The organism is Helicobacter sp. MIT 05-5293 (assembly GCF_000765665.2).
Taxonomy (GTDB): Bacteria; Campylobacterota; Campylobacteria; order Campylobacterales; family Helicobacteraceae; genus Helicobacter_C.
In genome coordinates this window covers 568,093-588,609 of sequence record NZ_JROZ02000001.1, presented here as the reverse complement: position 1 = coordinate 588,609, position 20,517 = coordinate 568,093, and the positions used below count along the sequence as shown (strand labels likewise).

At 38.6% G+C, this 20,517-nt stretch carries 26 protein-coding genes; 7 read left to right on the top strand and 19 right to left on the bottom strand.

The annotated features are described in order from the left end of the window. The 3 genes from LS68_RS03000 to LS68_RS02995 are packed head-to-tail and all read left to right on the top strand — an operon-like array spanning window position 1 to window position 1,707. Entirely contained in the window at window positions 1–666 is a 666-nt protein-coding gene (locus LS68_RS03000; protein ID WP_034371696.1) for a ThiF family adenylyltransferase, read from the top strand. Further along, window positions 667–816, top strand: a complete 150-nt coding sequence (locus LS68_RS09650; RefSeq protein ID WP_199741464.1) for a hypothetical protein — start codon at window positions 667–669, stop codon at window positions 814–816. 18 nt (window positions 817–834) lie between these two features. After that, window positions 835–1,707, top strand: coding sequence for a carbon-nitrogen hydrolase (locus tag LS68_RS02995; RefSeq protein WP_199741476.1), 873 nt, complete (start codon window positions 835–837; stop codon window positions 1,705–1,707). Between the two features lie 214 nt (window positions 1,708–1,921). On the opposite strand, the gene trpB is transcribed toward LS68_RS02995, so the two are convergent. Further along, window positions 1,922–3,211: a tryptophan synthase subunit beta gene (gene trpB, locus LS68_RS02990; protein ID WP_034371703.1), complete on the bottom strand. Its 1,290-nt coding sequence runs from the start codon at window positions 3,209–3,211 to the stop codon at window positions 1,922–1,924. A 123-nt stretch (window positions 3,212–3,334) separates the two neighbouring features. On the opposite strand from trpB, the gene trpA reads away from it, so the two are divergent. Then, window positions 3,335–4,165, top strand: a complete 831-nt coding sequence (gene trpA, locus LS68_RS02985; protein WP_052100375.1) for a tryptophan synthase subunit alpha — start codon at window positions 3,335–3,337, stop codon at window positions 4,163–4,165. 32 nt (window positions 4,166–4,197) lie between these two features. Here the strand turns inward: trpA and LS68_RS02980 are convergent, their stop codons facing one another. The 15 genes from LS68_RS02980 to LS68_RS02910 all read right to left on the bottom strand — a co-directional run bounded on the left by LS68_RS02980 (window position 4,198) and on the right by LS68_RS02910 (window position 15,043). After that, complete coding sequence (locus LS68_RS02980; protein WP_034371707.1) at window positions 4,198–4,890, bottom strand: thioredoxin domain-containing protein; 693 nt, start codon at window positions 4,888–4,890, stop codon at window positions 4,198–4,200. Window positions 4,891–4,956: 66 nt separating this feature from the next. Beyond that, window positions 4,957–6,768 carry a penicillin-binding protein 2 gene (locus LS68_RS02975; RefSeq protein WP_138090883.1) on the bottom strand — a complete coding sequence of 604 codons (1,812 nt, stop codon included), beginning with the start codon at window positions 6,766–6,768 and terminating at the stop codon, window positions 4,957–4,959. 8 nt (window positions 6,769–6,776) lie between these two features. Next, window positions 6,777–7,085 carry a flagellar hook-basal body complex protein FliE gene (gene fliE, locus LS68_RS02970; RefSeq protein ID WP_034371450.1) on the bottom strand — a complete coding sequence of 103 codons (309 nt, stop codon included), beginning with the start codon at window positions 7,083–7,085 and terminating at the stop codon, window positions 6,777–6,779. A gap of 24 nt (window positions 7,086–7,109) precedes the next feature. Next, complete coding sequence (flgC, locus tag LS68_RS02965) at window positions 7,110–7,601, bottom strand: flagellar basal body rod protein FlgC (RefSeq protein ID WP_034371452.1); 492 nt, start codon at window positions 7,599–7,601, stop codon at window positions 7,110–7,112. A 27-nt stretch (window positions 7,602–7,628) separates the two neighbouring features. Further along, the gene (flgB, locus tag LS68_RS02960) at window positions 7,629–8,066 is read right to left on the bottom strand and encodes a flagellar basal body rod protein FlgB (RefSeq protein ID WP_034371455.1); all 438 of its coding nucleotides are present in this window, start codon (window positions 8,064–8,066) and stop codon (window positions 7,629–7,631) included. A 76-nt stretch (window positions 8,067–8,142) separates the two neighbouring features. Next, window positions 8,143–8,958, bottom strand: coding sequence for a DUF2972 domain-containing protein (locus tag LS68_RS02955; RefSeq protein ID WP_138090880.1), 816 nt, complete (start codon window positions 8,956–8,958; stop codon window positions 8,143–8,145). Beyond that, complete coding sequence (locus tag LS68_RS02950; protein WP_138090877.1) at window positions 8,885–9,382, bottom strand: hypothetical protein; 498 nt, start codon at window positions 9,380–9,382, stop codon at window positions 8,885–8,887. Before LS68_RS02950 ends, LS68_RS02955 begins: the two co-directional genes overlap by 74 nt. Before the next feature lie 71 nt (window positions 9,383–9,453). Continuing rightward, window positions 9,454–9,666: a hypothetical protein gene (locus LS68_RS02945; protein ID WP_034371813.1), complete on the bottom strand. Its 213-nt coding sequence runs from the start codon at window positions 9,664–9,666 to the stop codon at window positions 9,454–9,456. 180 nt (window positions 9,667–9,846) lie between these two features. Next, on the bottom strand, window positions 9,847–10,077 hold the full coding sequence (locus LS68_RS02940) for a hypothetical protein (RefSeq protein WP_034371815.1): 231 nt from the start codon (window positions 10,075–10,077) through the stop codon (window positions 9,847–9,849). Window positions 10,078–10,124: 47 nt separating this feature from the next. Continuing rightward, window positions 10,125–11,474, bottom strand: a complete 1,350-nt coding sequence (locus tag LS68_RS02935) for an HP0729 family protein (protein WP_138090874.1) — start codon at window positions 11,472–11,474, stop codon at window positions 10,125–10,127. Continuing rightward, window positions 11,474–11,680, bottom strand: coding sequence for a hypothetical protein (locus tag LS68_RS02930; RefSeq protein WP_034371472.1), 207 nt, complete (start codon window positions 11,678–11,680; stop codon window positions 11,474–11,476). Before LS68_RS02930 ends, LS68_RS02935 begins: the two co-directional genes overlap by 1 nt. After that, window positions 11,680–11,994, bottom strand: a complete 315-nt coding sequence (locus LS68_RS02925; protein WP_034371477.1) for a hypothetical protein — start codon at window positions 11,992–11,994, stop codon at window positions 11,680–11,682. Before LS68_RS02925 ends, LS68_RS02930 begins: the two co-directional genes overlap by 1 nt. Then, on the bottom strand, window positions 11,991–13,379 hold the full coding sequence (locus tag LS68_RS02920; RefSeq protein ID WP_241993652.1) for a GTPase: 1,389 nt from the start codon (window positions 13,377–13,379) through the stop codon (window positions 11,991–11,993). The genes LS68_RS02925 and LS68_RS02920 overlap by 4 nt, the downstream gene beginning before the upstream one ends. Before the next feature lie 651 nt (window positions 13,380–14,030). Further along, window positions 14,031–14,528, bottom strand: a complete 498-nt coding sequence (locus tag LS68_RS02915; protein ID WP_277872301.1) for a WYL domain-containing protein — start codon at window positions 14,526–14,528, stop codon at window positions 14,031–14,033. Window positions 14,529–14,605: 77 nt separating this feature from the next. Continuing rightward, window positions 14,606–15,043 (bottom strand): HTH domain-containing protein, encoded by a 438-nt coding sequence (locus LS68_RS02910; protein ID WP_052100165.1) that lies wholly within the window; start codon window positions 15,041–15,043, stop codon window positions 14,606–14,608. 287 nt (window positions 15,044–15,330) lie between these two features. On the opposite strand from LS68_RS02910, the gene LS68_RS02905 reads away from it, so the two are divergent. The 3 genes from LS68_RS02905 to LS68_RS02895 all read left to right on the top strand — a co-directional run bounded on the left by LS68_RS02905 (window position 15,331) and on the right by LS68_RS02895 (window position 17,054). Next, on the top strand, window positions 15,331–16,176 hold the full coding sequence (locus LS68_RS02905) for a fumarate hydratase (RefSeq protein ID WP_034371955.1): 846 nt from the start codon (window positions 15,331–15,333) through the stop codon (window positions 16,174–16,176). Between the two features lie 10 nt (window positions 16,177–16,186). After that, window positions 16,187–16,744 carry a Fe-S-containing hydro-lyase gene (locus LS68_RS02900; RefSeq protein WP_034371958.1) on the top strand — a complete coding sequence of 186 codons (558 nt, stop codon included), beginning with the start codon at window positions 16,187–16,189 and terminating at the stop codon, window positions 16,742–16,744. Window positions 16,745–16,823: 79 nt separating this feature from the next. Continuing rightward, window positions 16,824–17,054, top strand: coding sequence for a hypothetical protein (locus LS68_RS02895; protein WP_052100427.1), 231 nt, complete (start codon window positions 16,824–16,826; stop codon window positions 17,052–17,054). 36 nt (window positions 17,055–17,090) lie between these two features. Here LS68_RS02895 and LS68_RS02890 read toward each other — a convergent pair whose 3' ends face one another. The 3 genes from LS68_RS02890 to LS68_RS02880 all read right to left on the bottom strand — a co-directional run bounded on the left by LS68_RS02890 (window position 17,091) and on the right by LS68_RS02880 (window position 20,373). Next, a complete protein-coding gene (locus LS68_RS02890) occupies window positions 17,091–17,759 on the bottom strand; it encodes a 3-methyladenine DNA glycosylase (RefSeq protein WP_199741475.1) in 669 nt (222 codons plus the stop codon). Between the two features lie 13 nt (window positions 17,760–17,772). Next, the gene (locus tag LS68_RS02885) at window positions 17,773–19,431 is read right to left on the bottom strand and encodes a tetratricopeptide repeat protein (protein WP_138090869.1); all 1,659 of its coding nucleotides are present in this window, start codon (window positions 19,429–19,431) and stop codon (window positions 17,773–17,775) included. Window positions 19,432–19,605: 174 nt separating this feature from the next. Continuing rightward, entirely contained in the window at window positions 19,606–20,373 is a 768-nt protein-coding gene (locus LS68_RS02880; protein WP_034371729.1) for a hypothetical protein, read from the bottom strand. Window positions 20,374–20,517: the final 144 nt, after the last annotated feature.

The following is a 20,517-nucleotide window of genomic DNA, read 5'->3' as shown; positions in this document are numbered from 1 at the left end:
ATGGATTCTGTGATTGATCGCTACACGCGTAGCCGTATGCTTTTTGGCGAAAACTTTGAGCGCATCAAAAGTAAAACCGCACTCATAATGGGTGTAGGCGGTGTGGGGAGTTTTGTCGTGGATTGCCTTTATCGCAGTGGTTTGACACAAATAACGATTGTCGATAAGGATCATTTTGATGTTACCAATCAGAATCGCCAAATCGGAGCTGAACACATCGGTGAATCAAAAGTGCAAGTCCTCTCAAAGCTTTATCCGGGCATTACACCTATTGCTGATTCTATTACACCTTTATTTTTAGAATCTTTTGATATTCTTACATTTGACTATATTGTCGATGCCATAGACGATATAGATGCAAAAATCCATATTGCTAGACGCGCTAGCACAAAGCCTATGGGAAAATACATTGTTGCCACAGGAAGTGCCAAAAAACTTGATCCTTTGTGCATCAAAGTCGATAGTGTGTGGAAAAGTTATGGCGATAAATTTGCGCGAAAATTTCGCGATGGCTTAAAAAAAGCGGGAATCAAAAAACCTTTTAAGGTCGTTTTTAGCCCGGAAGTGCCAAAATGTAAGGAATTAGGGAGTTTCAGTGCTGTTACAGCAAGTTTTGGACTAACTATTGCAAGTGAAATTATACAAGATATACTTAAGGAGATATAAATGCAAGAAGATTACGATTACAATGATGACGAACAAGAACTAAACAACGATGATTACGAAGACTACGAAGAAGAAGATGACTACTCATCTTATGGAGGATATGACGATGATGACTATCAGAATCCTGACAGCGAATACGATGACGAATAAGGCTTGAATATGCAAACAATCAAAATAGCCCTTTTACAACAAACCTACAAAGGCACAAAGCAGGAGATGATAGAATCTACTCGCACTATGATTGCCAAAGCCGCCAATTCTGGCGCACAGCTTGTAGCATTGCAGGAGTTGCACACGCGAGAATACTTTTGCCAAAGTGAGAATCCAAAGTTTTTTGATTATGCCAATGACTTTAACTCTGATGTTGAGTATTTTGCCAATATCGCAAAAACTCATCGTATTGTCCTTATCACCTCACTTTTTGAAAAGCGCACTGCTGGGATTTATCACAATACCGCAGTAGTTTTTGATACTGATGGCACAATCGCTGGCAAATACCGCAAAATGCACATTCCCGATGACCCGCAATTTTATGAGAAATTTTATTTTACACCCGGTGATTTAGGATTTGAGCCTATTCAAACGAGCTTAGGAAAGCTCGGGGTGCTAATCTGCTGGGATCAGTGGTATCCCGAAGCAGCGCGGCTTATGGCTCTTAAAGGTGCGCAAATGCTGATTTATCCAACCGCGATTGGCTGGTTTGATGAAGATAGCACGGAAGAAAAGCAACGACAAAAAGAAGCGTGGATTGCCGTGCAAAGAGGGCATAGCGTGGCAAATGGCATTCCCACAATGGCGATTAATCGCGTAGGTTTTGAATCTGATAGTAGCGGTGTGGGTGAAGGCATAAGATTCTGGGGTTCAAGCTTTATTTTTGGGGCACAAGGTGAGCAAATTGCTCTAGCGAGTGAAAATAAAGAAGAACTCATCTTAGCAGAGATTGATTTAGCACGAAGCGAAGAAGTGCGCCGAATGTGGCCATTTTTGCGTGATAGACGCATAGAATCCTATCAAGACATTTTGCGAAGATTCTGTGATTAAGTCTTATACCAAGCAAGAGATTCTGTCTGTTTATGATTCTATAATCCCTTTGCATAGCGATATAAGAATCTCACAAATAAATGATCACAACACAGCGGAGTAGCGGTAGCAAAGAAGCAAAAAGCTTTTCACTAATAAACAAATTGCCAAAGGAAACTCCCACAAAGAGTATCAGACACTCTGCTAGATAAAATCACAACAACATCAATTCTCCTCATTTAGGAGATTCTAAATCTTTCTCAATCCGCTTAATTTCTTCTCGTAAAAATGCGCTCCAAGCTTTAGGTGTAAGGGCTTTGGCAGTGATAAAAATATCCTTATCACCCCGCCCTGAAATATTGACAATGATTTTTTTACCCTTTATACCTTGTTTGCAAAGCGCAATCGCACCTGCTAGAGCGTGGCTAGATTCTAAAGCGGGGATAATGCCCTCATTTGAAGCAAAAAATTGTAACGCCTCCAATGCCTCTTTATCAGTAGCACTGCCAAACTCCACGCGTCCTACTTCATATAAATGCGCAAGTTGCGGATTGATACCACCATAATCAAGCCCCGCAGAAATTGAATGCGTGAGGCTTAGCTGCCCTTCTGAATCTTGCAAAAAAATACTCTTAAATCCTTGTGCGATGCCCTCACTTGCGTTTTTAGAATGAATGCGAATCGCATTTTCACCAATCCCTTCGCCTATTCCTCCCGCCTCAATGCCTATCAATCTTACCTTTTCTTCTAAATAATGCGCAAAAAAGCCAATCGCATTACTGCCACCGCCCACACATGCAATCATTACATCGGGCAAACCTTTGAAGAATAGTTTGGTTTGGGTTTTAAGCTCTTTGCTGTTAATGCTTTGAAGATCACGCACCAAATCTGGATAAGGATAAGGTCCTAGCGCACTTCCAAGCACATAAAAGCTATCTTCGCTCCGTTTGCTCCATTCTCGTAAAGCCTCATTCACCGCATCTTTGAGCGTTTTACTCCCGCTACTCACACTGCTGACTTTTGCACCAAAAAGCTCCATATTAAAGACATTAGGACGCTGCCTAGCGACATCAATCTCACCCATAAAGACTTCACATTCAAGCCCGAGTTTTGCGCAGGCTGCAGCTGTAGCAAGACCATGCTGCCCTGCTCCTGTTTCGGCAATCACGCGCTTCTTGCCCATATATTTAGCTAATAATACCTGCCCTAAAGCGTTATTAATCTTGTGCGCACCTGTGTTTGCTAAACCCTCAAATTTCAAGTAAATATCATTTTTTAAAATTTTTGAGGCATTTGCCGCGTAAATGAGCGGTGTAGGACGCCCCACAAAAGTATCAAGCAACATTTTTAGCTCTTTTTGATACGCTTTGCTTGGGAAGATTTCCTTATATGCCTTTTCAAGCTCTTTAAGTGCAGGAAAGAGAATCTCTGGGATATATTGCCCCCCAAATGCGTGTTTGCCGTTTTTATCCTCACCAAAATAACCATTTTTAGATTCTAAAAATATCTTGTCTTTTTGTCTCATTGTCTGCCTTTGTGTGATTTATGGAGAGATTGTAAAAAAAAATATATTAGCCTTACCTTTAAACGAAAAAAATTCAAACAAATTGCGCTACAATTATCACATCACACATTGGGAGAAATAAGTATGCAAAAACACAGCAAAAACGCTCCAAAGCTTATGGGACATATTATTGCGGGTTATCCCGACAAGGAGGCTAGTCTTAATGCCGCTTTGGGAATCTGCGAAGCTGGGGCAAAATATCTGGAGATTCAGTTTCCTTTTTCAGACCCAAATGCCGATGGACCAATCATCGAACAAGCATGCGATCAAAGCATTCAACAAGGCTTTAAGATCAAAGATGGCTTTGAGCTTGCCTCTTATCTTGCACAAAACACTTGCACACATATCATCATTATGACTTATGCGAATATTATCTTTCACTATGGTGTGAAAAAATTTCTCAAAAATGCACGAGAATCTAAAGTATGGGGAATCATCGTGCCTGACTTGCCTATTGAAAATGATGAGAATCTCCGCAAACTTGCCAAAAAATATCATATCAACATCATTTCACTTATTGCCCCACACGCAAGCATTTCACGCATTCATAAACTCTCTAAAATCAGTGATAAAATCGTTTATGTTGTCGCTAGGGCTGGGATCACCGGTGATAAAACACCGATTGATAAAAATATCTTCAAATGGATAAAATGCGTCAAAAAACACTGCAAGAAGCCTATTGCACTAGGATTTGGGATCAATTCAAATGAGCAAGTGCAAATGCTTAACGAACAAGTAGAGATTATTGTCGCGGGGAGTTATTTCGTCAAAAAAATTGGCGAGTTAAAAAACCAAACACCTGCAATGATCAAGCAAGAGCTTGTCGCACATACGCGTTTATTAATGGGTTGGAATCAAATGCCTACTTTAGATTCTAAAAAATCTACAGAATCCAAAAAATCACAAGAATCTTAATTGACTAAGATTCTATAAGAAAATGAGCAAACCTATTCTTCAATAATGTAAGGCACACTTCTTGCGCCTGTTTGGATTACAGATTCTGTAAGCTCTCGCGCACTCTCTGTATCGACCTTAGGAGCTTTGTAATCAGCATAGTAAATCTTTTGCAACATTTTAAAATTACTCACTTGGCTTGCAGTTTTTTCTTTCAGCGCATTTGCAGCTCTTAGCATAGAATCTTCACTTAAAAATCCCACGATTAAAAGCTCGACATTAGCATCTTCAAGACGTTTATCAAGCATCGCAAATTCTTGTTTGCAATAAGGGCAATTAGGATCGGAGACAATATAAATGGTTTTATTGGTGGATTTTTTTGCCTTAAAGGTAAAAACTTTGTCGTATTGTTTTTTAAAAACGCTTTTGAGCTTATTATCAATCTTTGCCTTTTCTTTCTTGTAAAGTTTTTCATAAAAACTATCAATACTTGTTCTTAAAGCGGGAGACTGCACGAGTAAAGTTTCTGGCTGAAACATCAACTTACCATCTTGTGTCGCGAGAAAAGGCACTTGCTGGTCATTAATATTGACAATCACCATATCCAAACCGCTCCCAAGCTCTTGCACTTCGAGGATATTGGCTTTGAGTTTATTCTCATCAAGTGTCTTTTGTAATGATGCCATATCAGCAGCATTCATCGCACACGCACATAAGATTCCTGCTAAAAATATTTTAGTTTTCATTTGTTGCTCCTTGTCTTTCATTGCAATATTTTAGCATTCTTAAAGCTTAAAATCATTAACCAAACCTCATTCGTTGGCTTGACTTTCAGAATCTTGAGACTCTTCGATATCTTCATCTTCAGGATTAAATCGCTCTAAATATCCTTCTTCAAGCATCGTTTCTACAATCTGCTTAAAAATTGGAGCGGCTGTGCGCCCACCATAATAATCATCCTTAATGTCTGATTCAAAAGCGACTACACCAATAGTGTAGGCATTTTTCTTATCTTTGGCAAAACCAAAAAATGATCCGTTGTATTTATTGTCATACTTGCCATTAATGGCGATTTTAGCTGTGCCTGTTTTGCCACCAGTGATGACACCTTCGACCTGTGCGACTTTAATCACCTTTTGAACGACTTTAATCAAAGTATCTTGGACTTGTTGGGTGGTTTGTGATGAAAGAATCGCTATAGGTTCTAGCCTTTTAGGTAAATATTTTTCTCCGCTAGGCGAGGTAACATAATCTGCTACGCGTGGTGTTACCAAATATCCGCCATTGCTAAAAATCGCATAAGAGCGCAAAAGCTGGATAAAAGTCGCTCTCATTCCATAACCATAACTCACACTTGCGCGATAGACTTCATTCTGAAAGGTTTTAGGAGTAGGCACTAAGCCGGTTTTTTCATAAGGCAAATCAATCCCGCTTGGTTCTCCAAAGCCAAAAACACGCAAGGCAGTATGATACTCATTAGGCTTAAGATCTTTGGAAATCTTCACCATTCCGATATTGCTTGAACGCAAGATAATGTCTTCAATCGTGGCAGTTTTCATCGGATAGGTATCTCGAATCGTGTAACTTTTAAGCTTATAATAGCCATTGTCAAGCTCGATACTTGCGCTAGGATCAATCATTCCCTTTTCAAGTAAAATCGCATAGATGATTGGCTTAATCGTGCTTCCCGGCTCATAGGAATATTCAATTGCATTGAGATTCAAATGCGGATAGTCTTTTTGCTGGATATTTTTAGGATCAAAGCGATTTGAAGTCGCAAGCACGAGAATCCGCCCCGTTTTAGAATCCATCACACCTGCGACAATTTCTCGGACTTTATAACGCATTTTAGCATCATCAAGTATCATCTCGATTTTTCTCTGCAATCCCAACGGAATACTTAAGGTAACATCAAATCCATCTTGACGACTTTGAATCTGTGCGGATTTATTTGCAATGACATTAAAGCTTACATCACGCTTGCCTACGATCTTTCCATCTTGTTTGCCTGATAAAATATTATTGTAATACTTTTCCGCGCCTTTGACACCATCTACCCGCGTGATATTACTACTTTCTATCTTACGCGTATAGCCAATGAGTGGTTCGAGAATATTTTTGTAAGCATAGATTCTATTATTTCCGCTTACTTCAATGCTTAAACCCATTTTTTGGATAATACGCCCTTTTTGATCTTCGTATTCTCGAAACACATCGTATCGGATAAAAATCAAATTGAGATTCTTTAAATTAGTCGCGACAGAAGAATTAAGCGTATAAGATAAAACCACATAGCCTTTTTGTGAAAGCTTTTGAGCGATTTGCTCTTGGGGTATTCCGCTGTAAATAGAAAATAATGTAATAAATAATTCTTTTTTTTCTGGATCAATGCTTTGAGTATTCACGCTGGCTTTATAAAGCTTATCGCTATAAGCAATCTCAAAACCATCACTTGTATAAAGGCTACCCCTGACTGAAGTATCTGTCTTTGTGGCGGTGATTGATGGGAGTTTGCGAGGGGTAACCATTTTCACATAAACGATGCTCAAAAACACAACAAAACAGAGCATCATAAGAAAAAAAACAGATACAATCACACCTGTTTTTTTAGGATAATACGCCACAAATACCCTTAAATCTGGGTTCTTAGAATTTCTTTGTAGGCATTAATCGCTTTATTTCTTACTTCTAGCATCACTTTCATACTATTTTCAGCACGATTGATAGCAATTGCTGCTTGATGCAAATCTTTTACTTGTCCGCTTGCCATATCTGCAAGAGCTTTCTCTGAAGTTTGTTGTTCAAGATTCACTTCTTGCACAGAATCTTTAAGAACCTTGACAAAATCTAAACCTTCTTGCTTCGGTTGAGTCGCATCTACTTTAGCAGAAGAGCCGATGTGTTGAATGTCATTTCTAATAACACCAAATTGATTTGCCATAAATCTCTCCTAAAATCCTAAAACTTATGCTTGAAACATGGTAATTGCATTACTTGCCATATTCTTCGCACTTTGAAATGCTGCAACATTTGCTTGATAAGCTCGTGTTGCTTCTATTAAATCGGCCATTTCGACAACAGGATTAATATTAGGATAAGCGACATAACCTTCAGAATTTGCATCTGGGTGGCTAGGATCGTATTTCATAATAGGCTCTCTGTCATCTCTAGCGATTTTTTGAATATACACGCTCATTATAGCAGGTTTTGGTTCTTTTCCCAAGTCTCCCTCGTTCAAAGGATCTTCATATTTTAATAAATTGTTGTTTTTTCCCAATTTATCATTTAAAACCTTATTAAAATCAAACGCCTTAAACACGACTTCGCGTCTTCGATAAGGACCACCCTCATCTGTGCGAGTGGTGTTTGCATTTGCAATATTAGAAGAGATTGTATTGACACGCACACGTTGAGCAGAAAGCCCATAACCGCTAATATCAAAGCTTGATAAAAACATCTTTACTCCTTATTTTAATCACTAAATTTAAATATTTCTACCTGAATCTATCGCATAGCTAAAGATTCCCTTATGTCGCTTCAATGCACTTGTAAGCGCAAGATACATCGTGCTATTTTTCCCCATTTCACTTGTTTCAACATCTAAATCCACACTATTAGCATCATTTTTAGCCATATGCCCATCACGCCAAAAAAATGTCGCACTATCAGGCTTGTTAAAAAGCTTAGAATCCAAATGCCTTGGAGAAGTTTTTGCTATATCAAGCTTATAACTTCGCTCTGCATTGCCAAAGATTTTTTTATTTTCTCGTGATAAATATTGCTCAAAATTGACATCTTTAGGACGATAAAAAGGCGTATCGACATTAGCAATGTTTGATGCAATCATATCTTGACGAATGGAGCGATAATCAAGTGCTTTATACACTACAGAATAGGCTTTGGATATATCTGCAATAGCCATTTTATACCTCACTTTTTCAATGAAAAATATAAGACAAACTCAAGCAAAATATATTCCAAACTAAAGAAAAATAAAATTAACAAAAACTCTCAAAAGCTAGATAATATTTCCAAGATGCAATAATATCGGGTCGCTTGACTTTCAAATCCTGCAATTCTTCATCTAAGATTATTTTTAGATCCTTTGCCAAATGAGGATTTACCCTCAAATACTCCAATACATCTTCTTCACTCACTTTAATGTCATTTTTATGTCTTATTTCTTGCTCCAAAGTCTTAAAAATCCTTGTGATTTGCGCTTGTGCCAAAACAATAGATTCTGAAGAAGAAAATTTTACAGAATCTTTGCAATCAACATAAATCTTCAAATGCCCAAAGTCTTCGTGATTTTGGTAGGCTAAAGGCATCAACTCTTCTGTTTTATCAATTTCCCCTCGTTGAAACCATTGTTTAAGATTAATCAAAATCGTAGCGTCCAATTCTTCGATATGAAAACGAATAGGCATAAAAGGCTGCAAATCGCCATACATTTTCCCCTCAAAATAATGCCTATCTTGAGGTGGTGCAAAACCAAATTTTTCACTTAGTGCTTTCATCGTGTCAAAGGCTCTATCCTTGCTTATCTCGCTCATATCAACATAATGCACTTCTGTGATATTAGGCAAAGACTGAACAAGTCGCTGGGTGATGAAAAGTGTGTGCATTCCTGTGCCGTTTTTTCTCCAATCAATATCAAATATCATACGATCGAGGTTTGGCGTGGAAGTTTTATAAGATTCTTTTGTGTGAGGATTGTAAGCAGTGTATTGTAGGCAGCTTTTAAGGGATTCTATACCCCCCCCCCCCCCGAATAACTTCTTCTTTACATTCCCTCTGATAAGGAAAATTAACACATGATTTTAAAATAGAAATAGGATCTCTCACCAATACCAATGCGGGGACTTTAGCATCAATCGTGCGCATAAATTTCTCATAATCTTCAAAATCGCATTCAGCTTGCATAATGGCAGGATATAAACTAGAATTAATAAGCATATTATAAATTGATTCGTATCGTTCATATCCTGTTTGCCTAAAGTGCCAGTTTGTAGAAACGCCACATTTTTCCAAAAATATCTTCATTGCATTATGCCCTGTGGCATGCGAACTCAAATAAACAAAATGATACTTATGCGGTAATGCCCGATTAGTGAAATACAAAATGGAGACCATTTTGTATTGAATTTTATACTTGATTTTATGGTATTGATACTTTAAGGCAGGAAGCAAACCTTGATTTTTAAAGATTTCTTTTGTTTTACTCTTTGTTTTACTCATTGATTATCCTTTGAAAAGTATTTGGCATTATAACAAAAATGCGTGAATCTAAAGCTCTCATCGCATACGAGTCATTCCTTTATATTTCTATGACTTAGTCGGCGATATACATATCTCACCGAGCACAATACACAAATGGCTATAATAGTATAGCGGATTGGTTGAGGCAAAGAAAGAAAAAGATTTAAGCCAAACACCAACACTAAAGTAACCACTGCAAAAAAAGCCGACACACACTGCCCGATAAATATCACAACCGCCTCAATAATTAAAAACAATGGCATAACTCTCCTTTTTGCCTTCAAATCACTCGCCCACGAACATATTAATATCCATGCTCACCTTGAATCACTTCAGCTATGTTATATTAGCCTCTACTAGCCCCCACTCTATCGAATTGCTTTTGAGATACTTCAATGATGGTTTTAGCTATCTACGACTGGCTTCTCTCCGAATGGTTTCTCTTATGCTTCTACAGATTTTGATTTGCTACTAGATTCTGCTTCAGTGCTAGATTCTATTTCACTATCTAAAGCCTCTTGTGTCTCACCCGTATCAGTAGATACCTGATTGACTGGCTCTTGTCTTAGAAAAGAATAATCATCAAGGCTTTCATCTTGAGAATCAAGCCATTTTTTGATCCCATATCCCGCAGCCCCTATAATAGCTGCACCTATGATTAGTTTTTTGAACATCATTTGCTCCTTAGTAGAATTATCATTCAAAGAATTTCTCTTTCGAATCATTTATATTCTACCCTACCCTTGCGACAGGATTTGTCGCAAGGTAAAAAGAAGCTAAAATCCTTTTGTTGCAAGACTTCTTTTGCAATCAGCATATCCACAAGGATATTACTTCCCTCGATGCCTAGTATCATCTTGCGCAGCACATTTGCTTCAGCAATCTTTGGCTTTGACAAATGTGCGGCTGGATTGCGGATAGACTGCATACGCTCGATAAAGCTAGGCAAGGTAAAGCATACAAATTGATAAATCTCGTGGCGAGTTTTAGTCGCTTTGTGCGGATTCTCATCGCGTTTGTGAGGCATATCATTACGCCATGATTCTAAGGTTTTCCTTACAAGTATGTGCCTTAAAAGAAAGCCCAAACTCCCAATGTTGAGATGATAATCGCACTCTTTTTTGAGCCATTGGCTAAGTGTCGTCTCTTTAAGATTAATGTCCAAAATCTCTGGATTCTGATGTGTCAGCCCACCTAAGAGAATCCTCACAAATGCCTCAATCTCTTGCTCCATACTCTTTGCATACCACAAAATAATCCCTGTGCTATCATAGAGCGGATTGTCTTTGTTTGCTTGATATTCTAGTTCTGCGCTGATGAGATTATCCATCGTATCTGGGTGCATACTATGCGTGAGACGCTCTGCAAAGACATAGTTTGTGAGTGTGTGTCGCATATTGATTTGCTCTTGGCTCTTAAAGATATGATGATAATGCGCAATCTCGCAAGTCTCGAAATAGTCTTTCTCATCTTTCATACGCACAAACAGCGGATAGGTGTAGTCATTGCCATAGAGCGCATAGGTGCGATTTCCATTGTGTGGCGTGGTGAAATTTGGCAAAAAATAATCCCTCAAACGCACAAAGTCATTGCGCACGAGTTCGCGTATATCCTCAATACAAAACCACCACTCTACATCTAAGCCCTTTTGGGCATAATACATCGGTGCAGTGGCACTAGGTGTAGGCGAAATATGCGTAATCTTGCACACAAATAAATTCGCATAATCGCTCAAAAAAAGTTGCAAAGGATTTATGGGAGAAATACTTTTCTCAAGGGATTCTAGGCTTAGCGATTGAGAATCTACAAGTTTAGATTCTCTACTGATTTCCATGTATTGAGAATCCAAACTTGCAGATTCTGTGCTTTGTGCGTTTATAGAATCTGAAGTTCTCACCTCCAAAGACTTCATCTCTATATGCGGGGATTGCACATTTTGACGAAGCTTAGATTTGACCTTGCCAAAGGCGACTTTACCCTCACGCTTTAAAATCTCCAAATGAGATTCAATCACATCGCTTTGATAGTAGGGATTATAGAGGATCAAAAGGTGCAGATTCTCTTTTGGCATTATTTCTTACCTTTAAGGATTGAGCTTATTGTGCCTATAGCTTCTTGTGCGGGTGCAGTCATTTTGTCAAATGATGATGCCTTAGTTTCCCTCATTGATGAGCGACACTTCGGACATAGCTCTGGTGTCCGGACACAGCCTATTGTTTTTATCCTGATATATCCGCATTTTTCGCAGACAAACTTATAAGTGGTTGGTATTGCCATTATCGCTCCTTTAAAATTTTTAATAAAGCCTTTTTAAACTCTGCATTGCTTTTATAATCACGCACAATCTCTGCGATTATCTCCAAGATAAGCTCGAAGTCTTTGGGATTTTGCGCTTTAAATTCAAGCAACGCCTCTATGACCTCCACACTTGAATCAAGCTTTACCTCTAAGTCATCAGAAGTAAGGTTATATGCGGGATTTTTGATTTTAATCCCGCATTGCGCGATTCGTGCAAAAGTCAGCGGATGAGCAATAAAATATCTTAGTATCACTCCACCGATCTTTTTGAGTATAATAAGATAATGTGTCATTTAAATATTCCGGTAATCCACTCAACCACCCCCTTTTTTTTAATTTTTTTAATTATTGGGGCTGCTGCTGTAGCTACAAATCCAAGTATCTCATCCTTATTTTCTTTAACCCAGTCTATGATGTCACTGAAAAAATTTCTCTCATTAATTGCTTTATATTGTTTATCGCTCTCATTTTCCCCCATGATTGCCTTTTTTGTTTCCTGTCTAGCAACTAATCGCTTTTTTCTTGGGAATCTTTCAGCAAAAAGGAAACGCAATTTGTCAATATTATAGGGACGTTCTTGCTCACCATCTCTTGCTTTACCCGCAGAATAGTAAATCGGCTCCACTTCAATATCGATTCGTTTTTTAACATTTTCCATATAATCATTTAAATATTTGATTTGTTTCTCTGTAGGCTTGTAACCATTTTTTATATAGCCTTCTCTATCATCATCAACACTATCGCATTTGTTGATTGCAATCAAGATTCTTTTTTCTTCATTTTCAATTGCAGGTAGGATTGTGTCATTAATGATAGAAATCGCTGTCCCATAATCTCTAGTCCGCCCATCAAGGATTACCAATACCAAATCAATAAGAGCCTCTCCTTTTTCATTTTTTTCGCGCAATTTCTTACCAATCTCCTCCGCGTGTCGTCTATCTGCTTCAGCACTTTCACCAAGTCCGGGAGTATCCCATACGACAAGATTATTAGTGATTTTAATTTCTTTAATTGTTTGTGTTTCTGGGGTTGCACCCTCACCAATTTTCATCACTTCTTCTCCGACTAGCGCATTGATTGTGGAGCTTTTTCCTACACCTGTGCCGCCTACTATCATTAGATTTAATTTTATATTAGAAAAAAAGTGAGAATACAATGCAGAAAATATTTCTGTGGGTTCAAGATTCTCTTCAATCCTCTCCATTTCCCTTTTCCTTTCTTTCAGCATTTGACGCAAAAATGCTATTTGAATCACAGCAGGTATTGTTACACGATAGGCAGGACCTGCTACATCATTTATCAACCAAAGAGAAGATGCTGCGAAGAATATAGGATTTATAGCACCAACCATCCTGCTTAAGCCAAGATTTGCTAATGCGCTTGTTGCCACAAATCCAGAAGCCGTTGTAGTGGCTTTTTGAATTGTGAGACTTGCCAGTATGTCTGAAATGATAAAAATAGTAGATTTACCTTGTGATATTATTTGCAGAAGTTGATCCACAAATTCTTTCTTATCATTAATGCTTTTAAGAGCATCTTTAAAATCAAAAGATGGGGATAAGTCTTTTACTATATTTCTTAGCTCTTCCTCACTTGCTTTAGACATAGAATCTTGAAAGATTTTTCTAAGTAATTTCTCCTCTATATCTATTGCAGAATCCCTCTTATCATAAGGCATTTCAAGCTTCTCACACACATCACATAAGATTTCGTGATATAAAACGCCAACGTTTCTTACAAGGTTTGAGATTGTATTTCCTCCAAATTTCTGAATCTCCTCACAAATTAAATCAACATATTGTGTATGATTAGGAAAATTTTGTTTATATTTATCGCTTCCTGTAAGGCTTTCTGTGAGCCGAGTCTTTCCATCACTCACATCGTGCGTTAGCACATATACCAAGCCATTTAACTCTTCATCAGAGCATTCTCTCAAAAACTCCAAATCTTTATCATGTCTATATGCCATATTGTTTCCTTTAAATCTTAATTTCTCCTCTACATTCTCTTTGTCTTGCAATATCCTGCAAGATTCTCTATTGAGCTTGTAGAAAGTTTCTTTGTCCAAATGTTTAAAATAAACCTTTTCAAACATCACCTCTACTCTACAAATATCCGGACAATTGTCATAAATCGTGCATTGGTTGCTCTGCGTATCTAAATACTTGCAGATTCCATTACCCAAATTTAATAAGTTCTTTAGCCAATCCTACCCTCCTTAATGTGAATTTAATATTTAAAATCTTTGATGCTAATCAAGACAAAACTTCTCCAGCTTTTCATTCTACTCCACCCTTGCGACAGGATTTGTCGCAAAGCTCAATATCGTTCATTGCTTTGCCTCCAAATACCCACGCATCTCCTCTTCTAGTCTTTCTTGCAATGCTTGTGGCTCTAAGATTCTGATAAAGGGCAAAAACATCTTTGCAAGATTTAGAATCTCATCATCATAGCTGTATTGACACTCTACATACAGGGCATGAGAATCTTCTGCGGCGATTCTAGAACTTGCTATAAACTTCTTACGCAAGAAATATTCTCTAGCCCTTTTATCGACTTGCAAAGTCGCCTCTTTTGTGCATTGATTAATCCAAGTCGTATTGCTTTTATCAATGAGCTCTTGAATCTTTGAATCAATAGTAAAATGCGTGTCTTGAAGCGTGAGATTGATAATATGACGAAGTGAAAAGTGCTTTAGAGTGCCTCCCTCATCGGCTAAAAGATACCATACACCGCTATTATTTAAAAGTGCGTAAGGGCTAACATCACGCTTTTTATCTTTATAGGTAAAGCTAAGATTGCTTGATGTCAAAATCGCCTGATGAATCGTGGCAAAAAGTGCTTTAGAGATACCCTCAAAGCCATGATTTTTGATGATGATAGGATTACGAGAATCTTGCTTGTTTAATAAGAAATGTTTAGAAACAGCTGGGGGGGGGGTGATATATGTTTTTGAGAGTGTGCAAATTGCGCTAGGTATGGCTGTGAATCATAAGATTCTGAAGATAAAGAATGAGACTGCAAATCTTTAGGGTGCAAAAGAATCTCCAAAAAACTATCCTCCAAGCTCGGATAAAGCCCATATATCCCGCTAAGCATTGCAAAATTACGAACATCTTGGAATCCGACTTTATTGAGGGATTCTTTAGGGAGGAAAAGTCTGCCTTGTGCGTCTTTTTGCAAGGGCAAGAATCCCAAACGCGTATTTAAATCCCTTTGAATCGTGCGTAAACTCACACCAAATTCTTTGGCAAACTCCCTCGCACTCATTTTCTCCCCGCTCAAAAAATAACGAAGCATCTGGCTAAGTCGGATTCCTATCGTGTCGTGCTGTGATGCCATTGTCTTTTTATCCCTTTTAGTTTATACAAATCTCTTCTATAACATTTAATAATTTTTTAGAAAAAATATTACACTATTTTTCCATAAAGTAGAATCAAAAAAAAAAAAAAAACGATTTAGATTTTACAAAATTACCACTACACTAATGATTTTTGTGTAAATTTAGAACTAAAAGTTTAGAATTAAAAAGTGGTAAGGAAATTGCAACATTAAATCCCAAATTTAATACATTTTTTACATTCTACATAGTAGAATCTGTCCATACCAAATAAAGCTAGGAGGAAACGATGAGAGAGGTGCAATTTGAAGATATTAAGTCTGCTGTTGCAAAGCTAGCGATTGATGCCTGTTGCATTCAGACACCAGACATCAAACAAGCCTTTGCAGGTGCAAAAAAGACCGAGCAGTCGGCACTTGGGCAAAACATTCTTGACACATTGATTGAAAATGGCAAGATTGCAGAGGGCAATATGATGCCAATCTGCCAAGATACCGGTATGACCGTGGTTTTTGTCGATGTGGGGCAAGATGTGCATATCGTGGGTGGATACCTTGAAGACGCAATCAACGAGGGTATCAAAAAGGGCTACACAGAGGGCTATTTGCGCAAGTCGGTTGTTGAAGAGCCGCTGTATGAGCGCAAAAACACCACAAACAACTCGCCTGCGGTGATTCATACCCGCATTGTCAAGGGCGATAAGCTGCATCTCAAAGTCTGCCCCAAAGGCTTTGGGAGCGAGAACAAGAGCGTGCTAAAAATGCTTGTGCCTGCTGATGGGATTGATGGTGTCAAAAAAGTCTTTACTGAAGCAGTCAAGCTTGCAGGACCAAACGCTTGCCCCCCAATGGTGATTGGCGTGGGCATTGGCGGGACGATGGAAAAAGCGGCGATTCTCGCCAAACAAGCGGCGGTGCGCGAGATTGATTCGAAAAATCCAGACCCTCGTTATGCAAAGCTTGAAGAAGAGTTGCTCGAGATTGCAAACAAAACGGGCGTTGGACCACAAGGGCTTGGCGGCACAACAACCGCATTCACCGTGAATGTTGAGTGGTATCCAACCCATATTGCGGGGCTTCCTGTGGCTGTGAATATCAATTGCCACGCGGCACGACACGCTGATATTGAACTTTAAGGAGGGAACAATGGCAGAACCAAAAAAAATCACTGCACCTTTGAGCAAAGAAGTTGCAAAGAGCCTCAAGGCAGGCGAAAGCGTGTTGATTAGCGGGACGATTCTCTGTGCGCGTGATGCGGCGCATAAGGTGCTTACCGAGACCCTTGCGCGGGGCGAAAAGCTCCCTGTGGATTTGAGCGGCGAGACGATTTATTATCTTGGACCAACGCCCGCAAAGCCGGGCAACGCGATTGGCAGCGCAGGACCAACCACAAGCGGGCGAATGGACAAATACACCCCAACGATTATCGAGCAGGGAATCCACGGCATGATTGGCAAGGGCTACCGCAGCAAAGAGGTTATTGATGCTATGGTCAAGCATGGCGTGGTGTATATGGTGGCTGTGGGCGGTGCAGCGGCACTTATCTCGAAATGTATCACCAAATATGAAGTTTTGGCTTACCCCGAGCTTGGACCCGAGGCTGTAGCGCGGCTCACGATTGAGAACTTCCCCGCGATTGTCGCAATTGACGCGCAAGGGAATAACTACTATGAGGTCGGACAAGCGCCGTATAAGAAGATTTAATACTTTCACTTCAAAGCCATTTCAAACCCAATGATATGGCTTTGAGAGATACATTCTTACATCGTTAAACAAAAATCATTTGTTTATCAGTAATTACGCCTTTAGTGAGTTAAATAGGGAGATTCAAGATTTATACGCACATCACTTAATAGCCAATGCGCAAAAAGGATATATTACCTACAATGACATCTCGCCTCAAGAATTAAGAAGCTACAAAATCGAGGAATACCCAAAATTAATCGGCAAAGAAATACAAATCTTAGAAGAGATTCCTAACTCACATATTTATAATAAAATCATTATTTGGTAAGTTTTTATCAATATTCTTGCCAAAAATAGATAACTTTTATTGCAACAAGGCAGGGGAGAGTTTAGCCTTGCTAAACTCTACGATCTTGCCATGGAAACGCGCAAAAATTTGCGCCAAACTCATATCACTAGGGTATAATTTATAGACTTCTTCAAGATTCTCTCTAATCCCTCTCTCGCAAAATTCTCGTAATTCTTCATAGTTTTCTATCTCCCAACCCAAAGCACACAAAAGTTTATAGGTATAGCGATCAACCACCATTACTTCGCGCAAACACGCATAGTTTAAAATCGCATACGCACTCTCTAGCCCGATACCTTTCTGTTGTAATAACCATTCAGAATCTACGCTATGTTGAAAGGATTCAAATGAGCCAAAATCTTTAAGAATCTGACAGGCTAATCGCACAATGCGTGTGGATTTTTGCATCTGCAATCCAATGATATGACTTGCAAGGAGTTGGGATTCTATACTCGCAATATACTCTAGGTCTTTTTGAGAATCCTTTTGCGGATTGGCACTCAAAATCCCTGCACTCCGCATAGAATCAAGCATTTTTTGCACTTTTTCCCATTGAGTGTTTTGCACCAAAATCGCACTGATTACGACTTCAAAGCTTCCATGATTTTGCCACCACCAACTAGGGGAAGATTCTAAAAGGTGGAGTTTTTTGAGTGCAAGGAGTAAATCAAAGCTTGAATCAATGCCTTCTGTCATTTTATGCCTTTAAAGCGTGAATCGTGCTTTTGAGATAGGTTTTAAGATTTTTTACTACGCTCTCCCAGCTTCCCATTTTACTCTGCGTCATACACACTACATCATCATACCATGGTGTGCTCACACCATTGCCCCAACGCCAATCGTAACGTTTGTTTAAAAGGACAATCGTATGTTTTCCCATACTCGCGCTTAAATGCGCTAATGCTGTGTCGATGCTGATGATTAAATCCATTTCTTCAATAATCTTAGAAGTATCCAAAAAGTTTGCCATATCATTACTGCGATCGGTGATGTGAAATGCCTTTTGAGAATGTTTGTCGATGCCTGATTTATTTAAAGAATGTATCTCTACTCCCTCTAAATCGGCAAATGCTTCCATCATTTTATCTAAAGGGATATTCTTATTCATTGCTTCTTTGAAGGCAGAATCTGTATTAAAACAAATCCCTACTTTAAAGCGAGAATCTTTCTTCGCAAGATAAAATTCGCGTGCCAATAACTCTAGTGAGGTTGTAGGCTTTAAATCCTGCACTGATGAGACATTAAGAGCCAAAGGCAAGGACAAGAGTGAAATGGCAATGTCAATTTGACTTTGATTAACCTCATCAAGACGAGCATAAGTCTTGATACCAAGCCGCCTAAAAATCTCAACAAGTGGCTCTTGCACGAGGAAAACCACATCTTGAGCAATCGGCAAAACTTTAAGCAAAAACCGCGAAAACATCAAAGTATCCCCAAAGCCTTGCTCATAATAAACCAAGATTCTCTTATGCTCCAAACTTTCACCTTGCCAAAGATTAGCGACACCCTTTGGAAGCATATCGGGATATTTTTTGCGCTCTTCATAGATTCTAAAACCCTCTGCAAAACGATGATTTTTAAAATGAAAATGCGCATAATTAATATAATAATCAACCTTGTTGGGATTAATGGCAATCGCCGCATCATATGATTTTTTTGTTTTTTCAAAATCAGCATGGGCATAATTTAGGGCATTAGCGTAGTTAAATAAAAAATCAGCATCGTGCTTGTAATGCTCATAAATAGATTCATACACCTCTATGCCTTTGCCAAAAAGTCCGATTTGCACATAGGTATTAGCAAGATTCACACCCGCATCTAAGAATCCCTTAGAAAATGCACTCAAATAAAGCTCAATCGCCTCACCAAAATGCTTAAGATTAACTTGTGCATTGGCAAGATTAAACATCGCCCCCAAATCATTAGGATCAAGCTTGATAGCAATCGTGTAATGTTTGATAGAATGATCAGAATCTTCCATATCCGAATATGCCTTAGCGAGATTAAAATGCAAGGTAGAGTGGGATTGCAAAGCAGAATGAGTGCGAAGAAGATGCAAAAGTAATTCGACACATTTTTGGGGATTACCCCACCGCCGATAAGCTTCAGCAAGATTGATAGTATAGCTAAATTGCAAAGGTGCAAGATTACTCGCCTCTTGTAGATACTCCACAGCACGATCAAATATCCGAAGCTCTAGCATCACAATACCGGCAAGATTCCATACTTCAGCGTTGCTATAATCTACGCTTAATATCCTAATACATATTTCAACGCACTCATGATAACGTTGATTCTGATAGAGATGATTTGCGAGTTGCAAAGCGGTCGAGACATCGGTTATTTGCTCTGACATTATCTTTAGCCTTTTATTTTAAACAATAAAGATAATCAAGCAAAAAAAATTCCATTAACTTAAGCTTATTTTATAAAACTAGTCCGAAAAAATCTGTAGGTAAAAAATAAAAAAGAGAATAGGAGAAAAAATAAGGAGAGGCGGCAAGAGCCTCTCCTTAGAATCTTGATATTTTTAGAACACTACGCCAAAGATAATAGACATACGATGATAGCTGTCTTTGAAGTCTTTTGTGCGCACTGAATTTGTAGTAATTGTTGCTCCGGGTGTTCGAGAAGAGCTGTTTAGCTGCCCTGTAACATAGCGCAATCCTACAGAAAAGACATTAGAAAACTTAATACCCGCACCCAAACCATAAGTAAGCCCGTGGTATTCATTCACAAGATCAGTATCATTTTGGAATTCACTCACATAAAACTTATCAGTGATTCTGTGATAAGAATATCCTACCATTCCTTGAAGATAAAAAGATGAGACTTGCACACCCACAATCACCGGCACTTGGATACCAAAACCATTAAAACCAATATCTGTCATGACCTTTGAACCACCGGGCAAACCATTATCCACACCGGGCAAGAAAGCATTTGAATTGCCTGTTGATTTAATATAAATAGGCAATGTGATTTCTGTCCCCACATAAGGACGGATACCACTTGCAGACTTAATAGAAGTAATATAAAGCGAATACCCCACATCAGCAGAATGCAGATTTAAATCTCCTAGTATTGAGTAAGAATAACCCAAATGCCCCTCATTAAACAAATACCAACGTTTAACTCCACTACCTGCATAATTAGAGCCACTCACAACTGACCCGCTCGCAAAATTACCCAACAATTGTTTTTTTGCATTACTCAAGCTTTTTGTTGATGATGTTGATGTAGTCGCACCTAAAGCAATACCGCCCAACAACATTACGCCTAAAATAATTTTTCTCATAGTTATGACTCCTTTCTGAAAAAATTGGTGCAAGATTCTACCATAAGAACTTATAAAATCGGCATCGTTTTGAATAAATTTAATCTCTGTGTATTTTTTCATTGAGAAACAGAATCTATCCATTTAGATTCTGAATAAATCTTA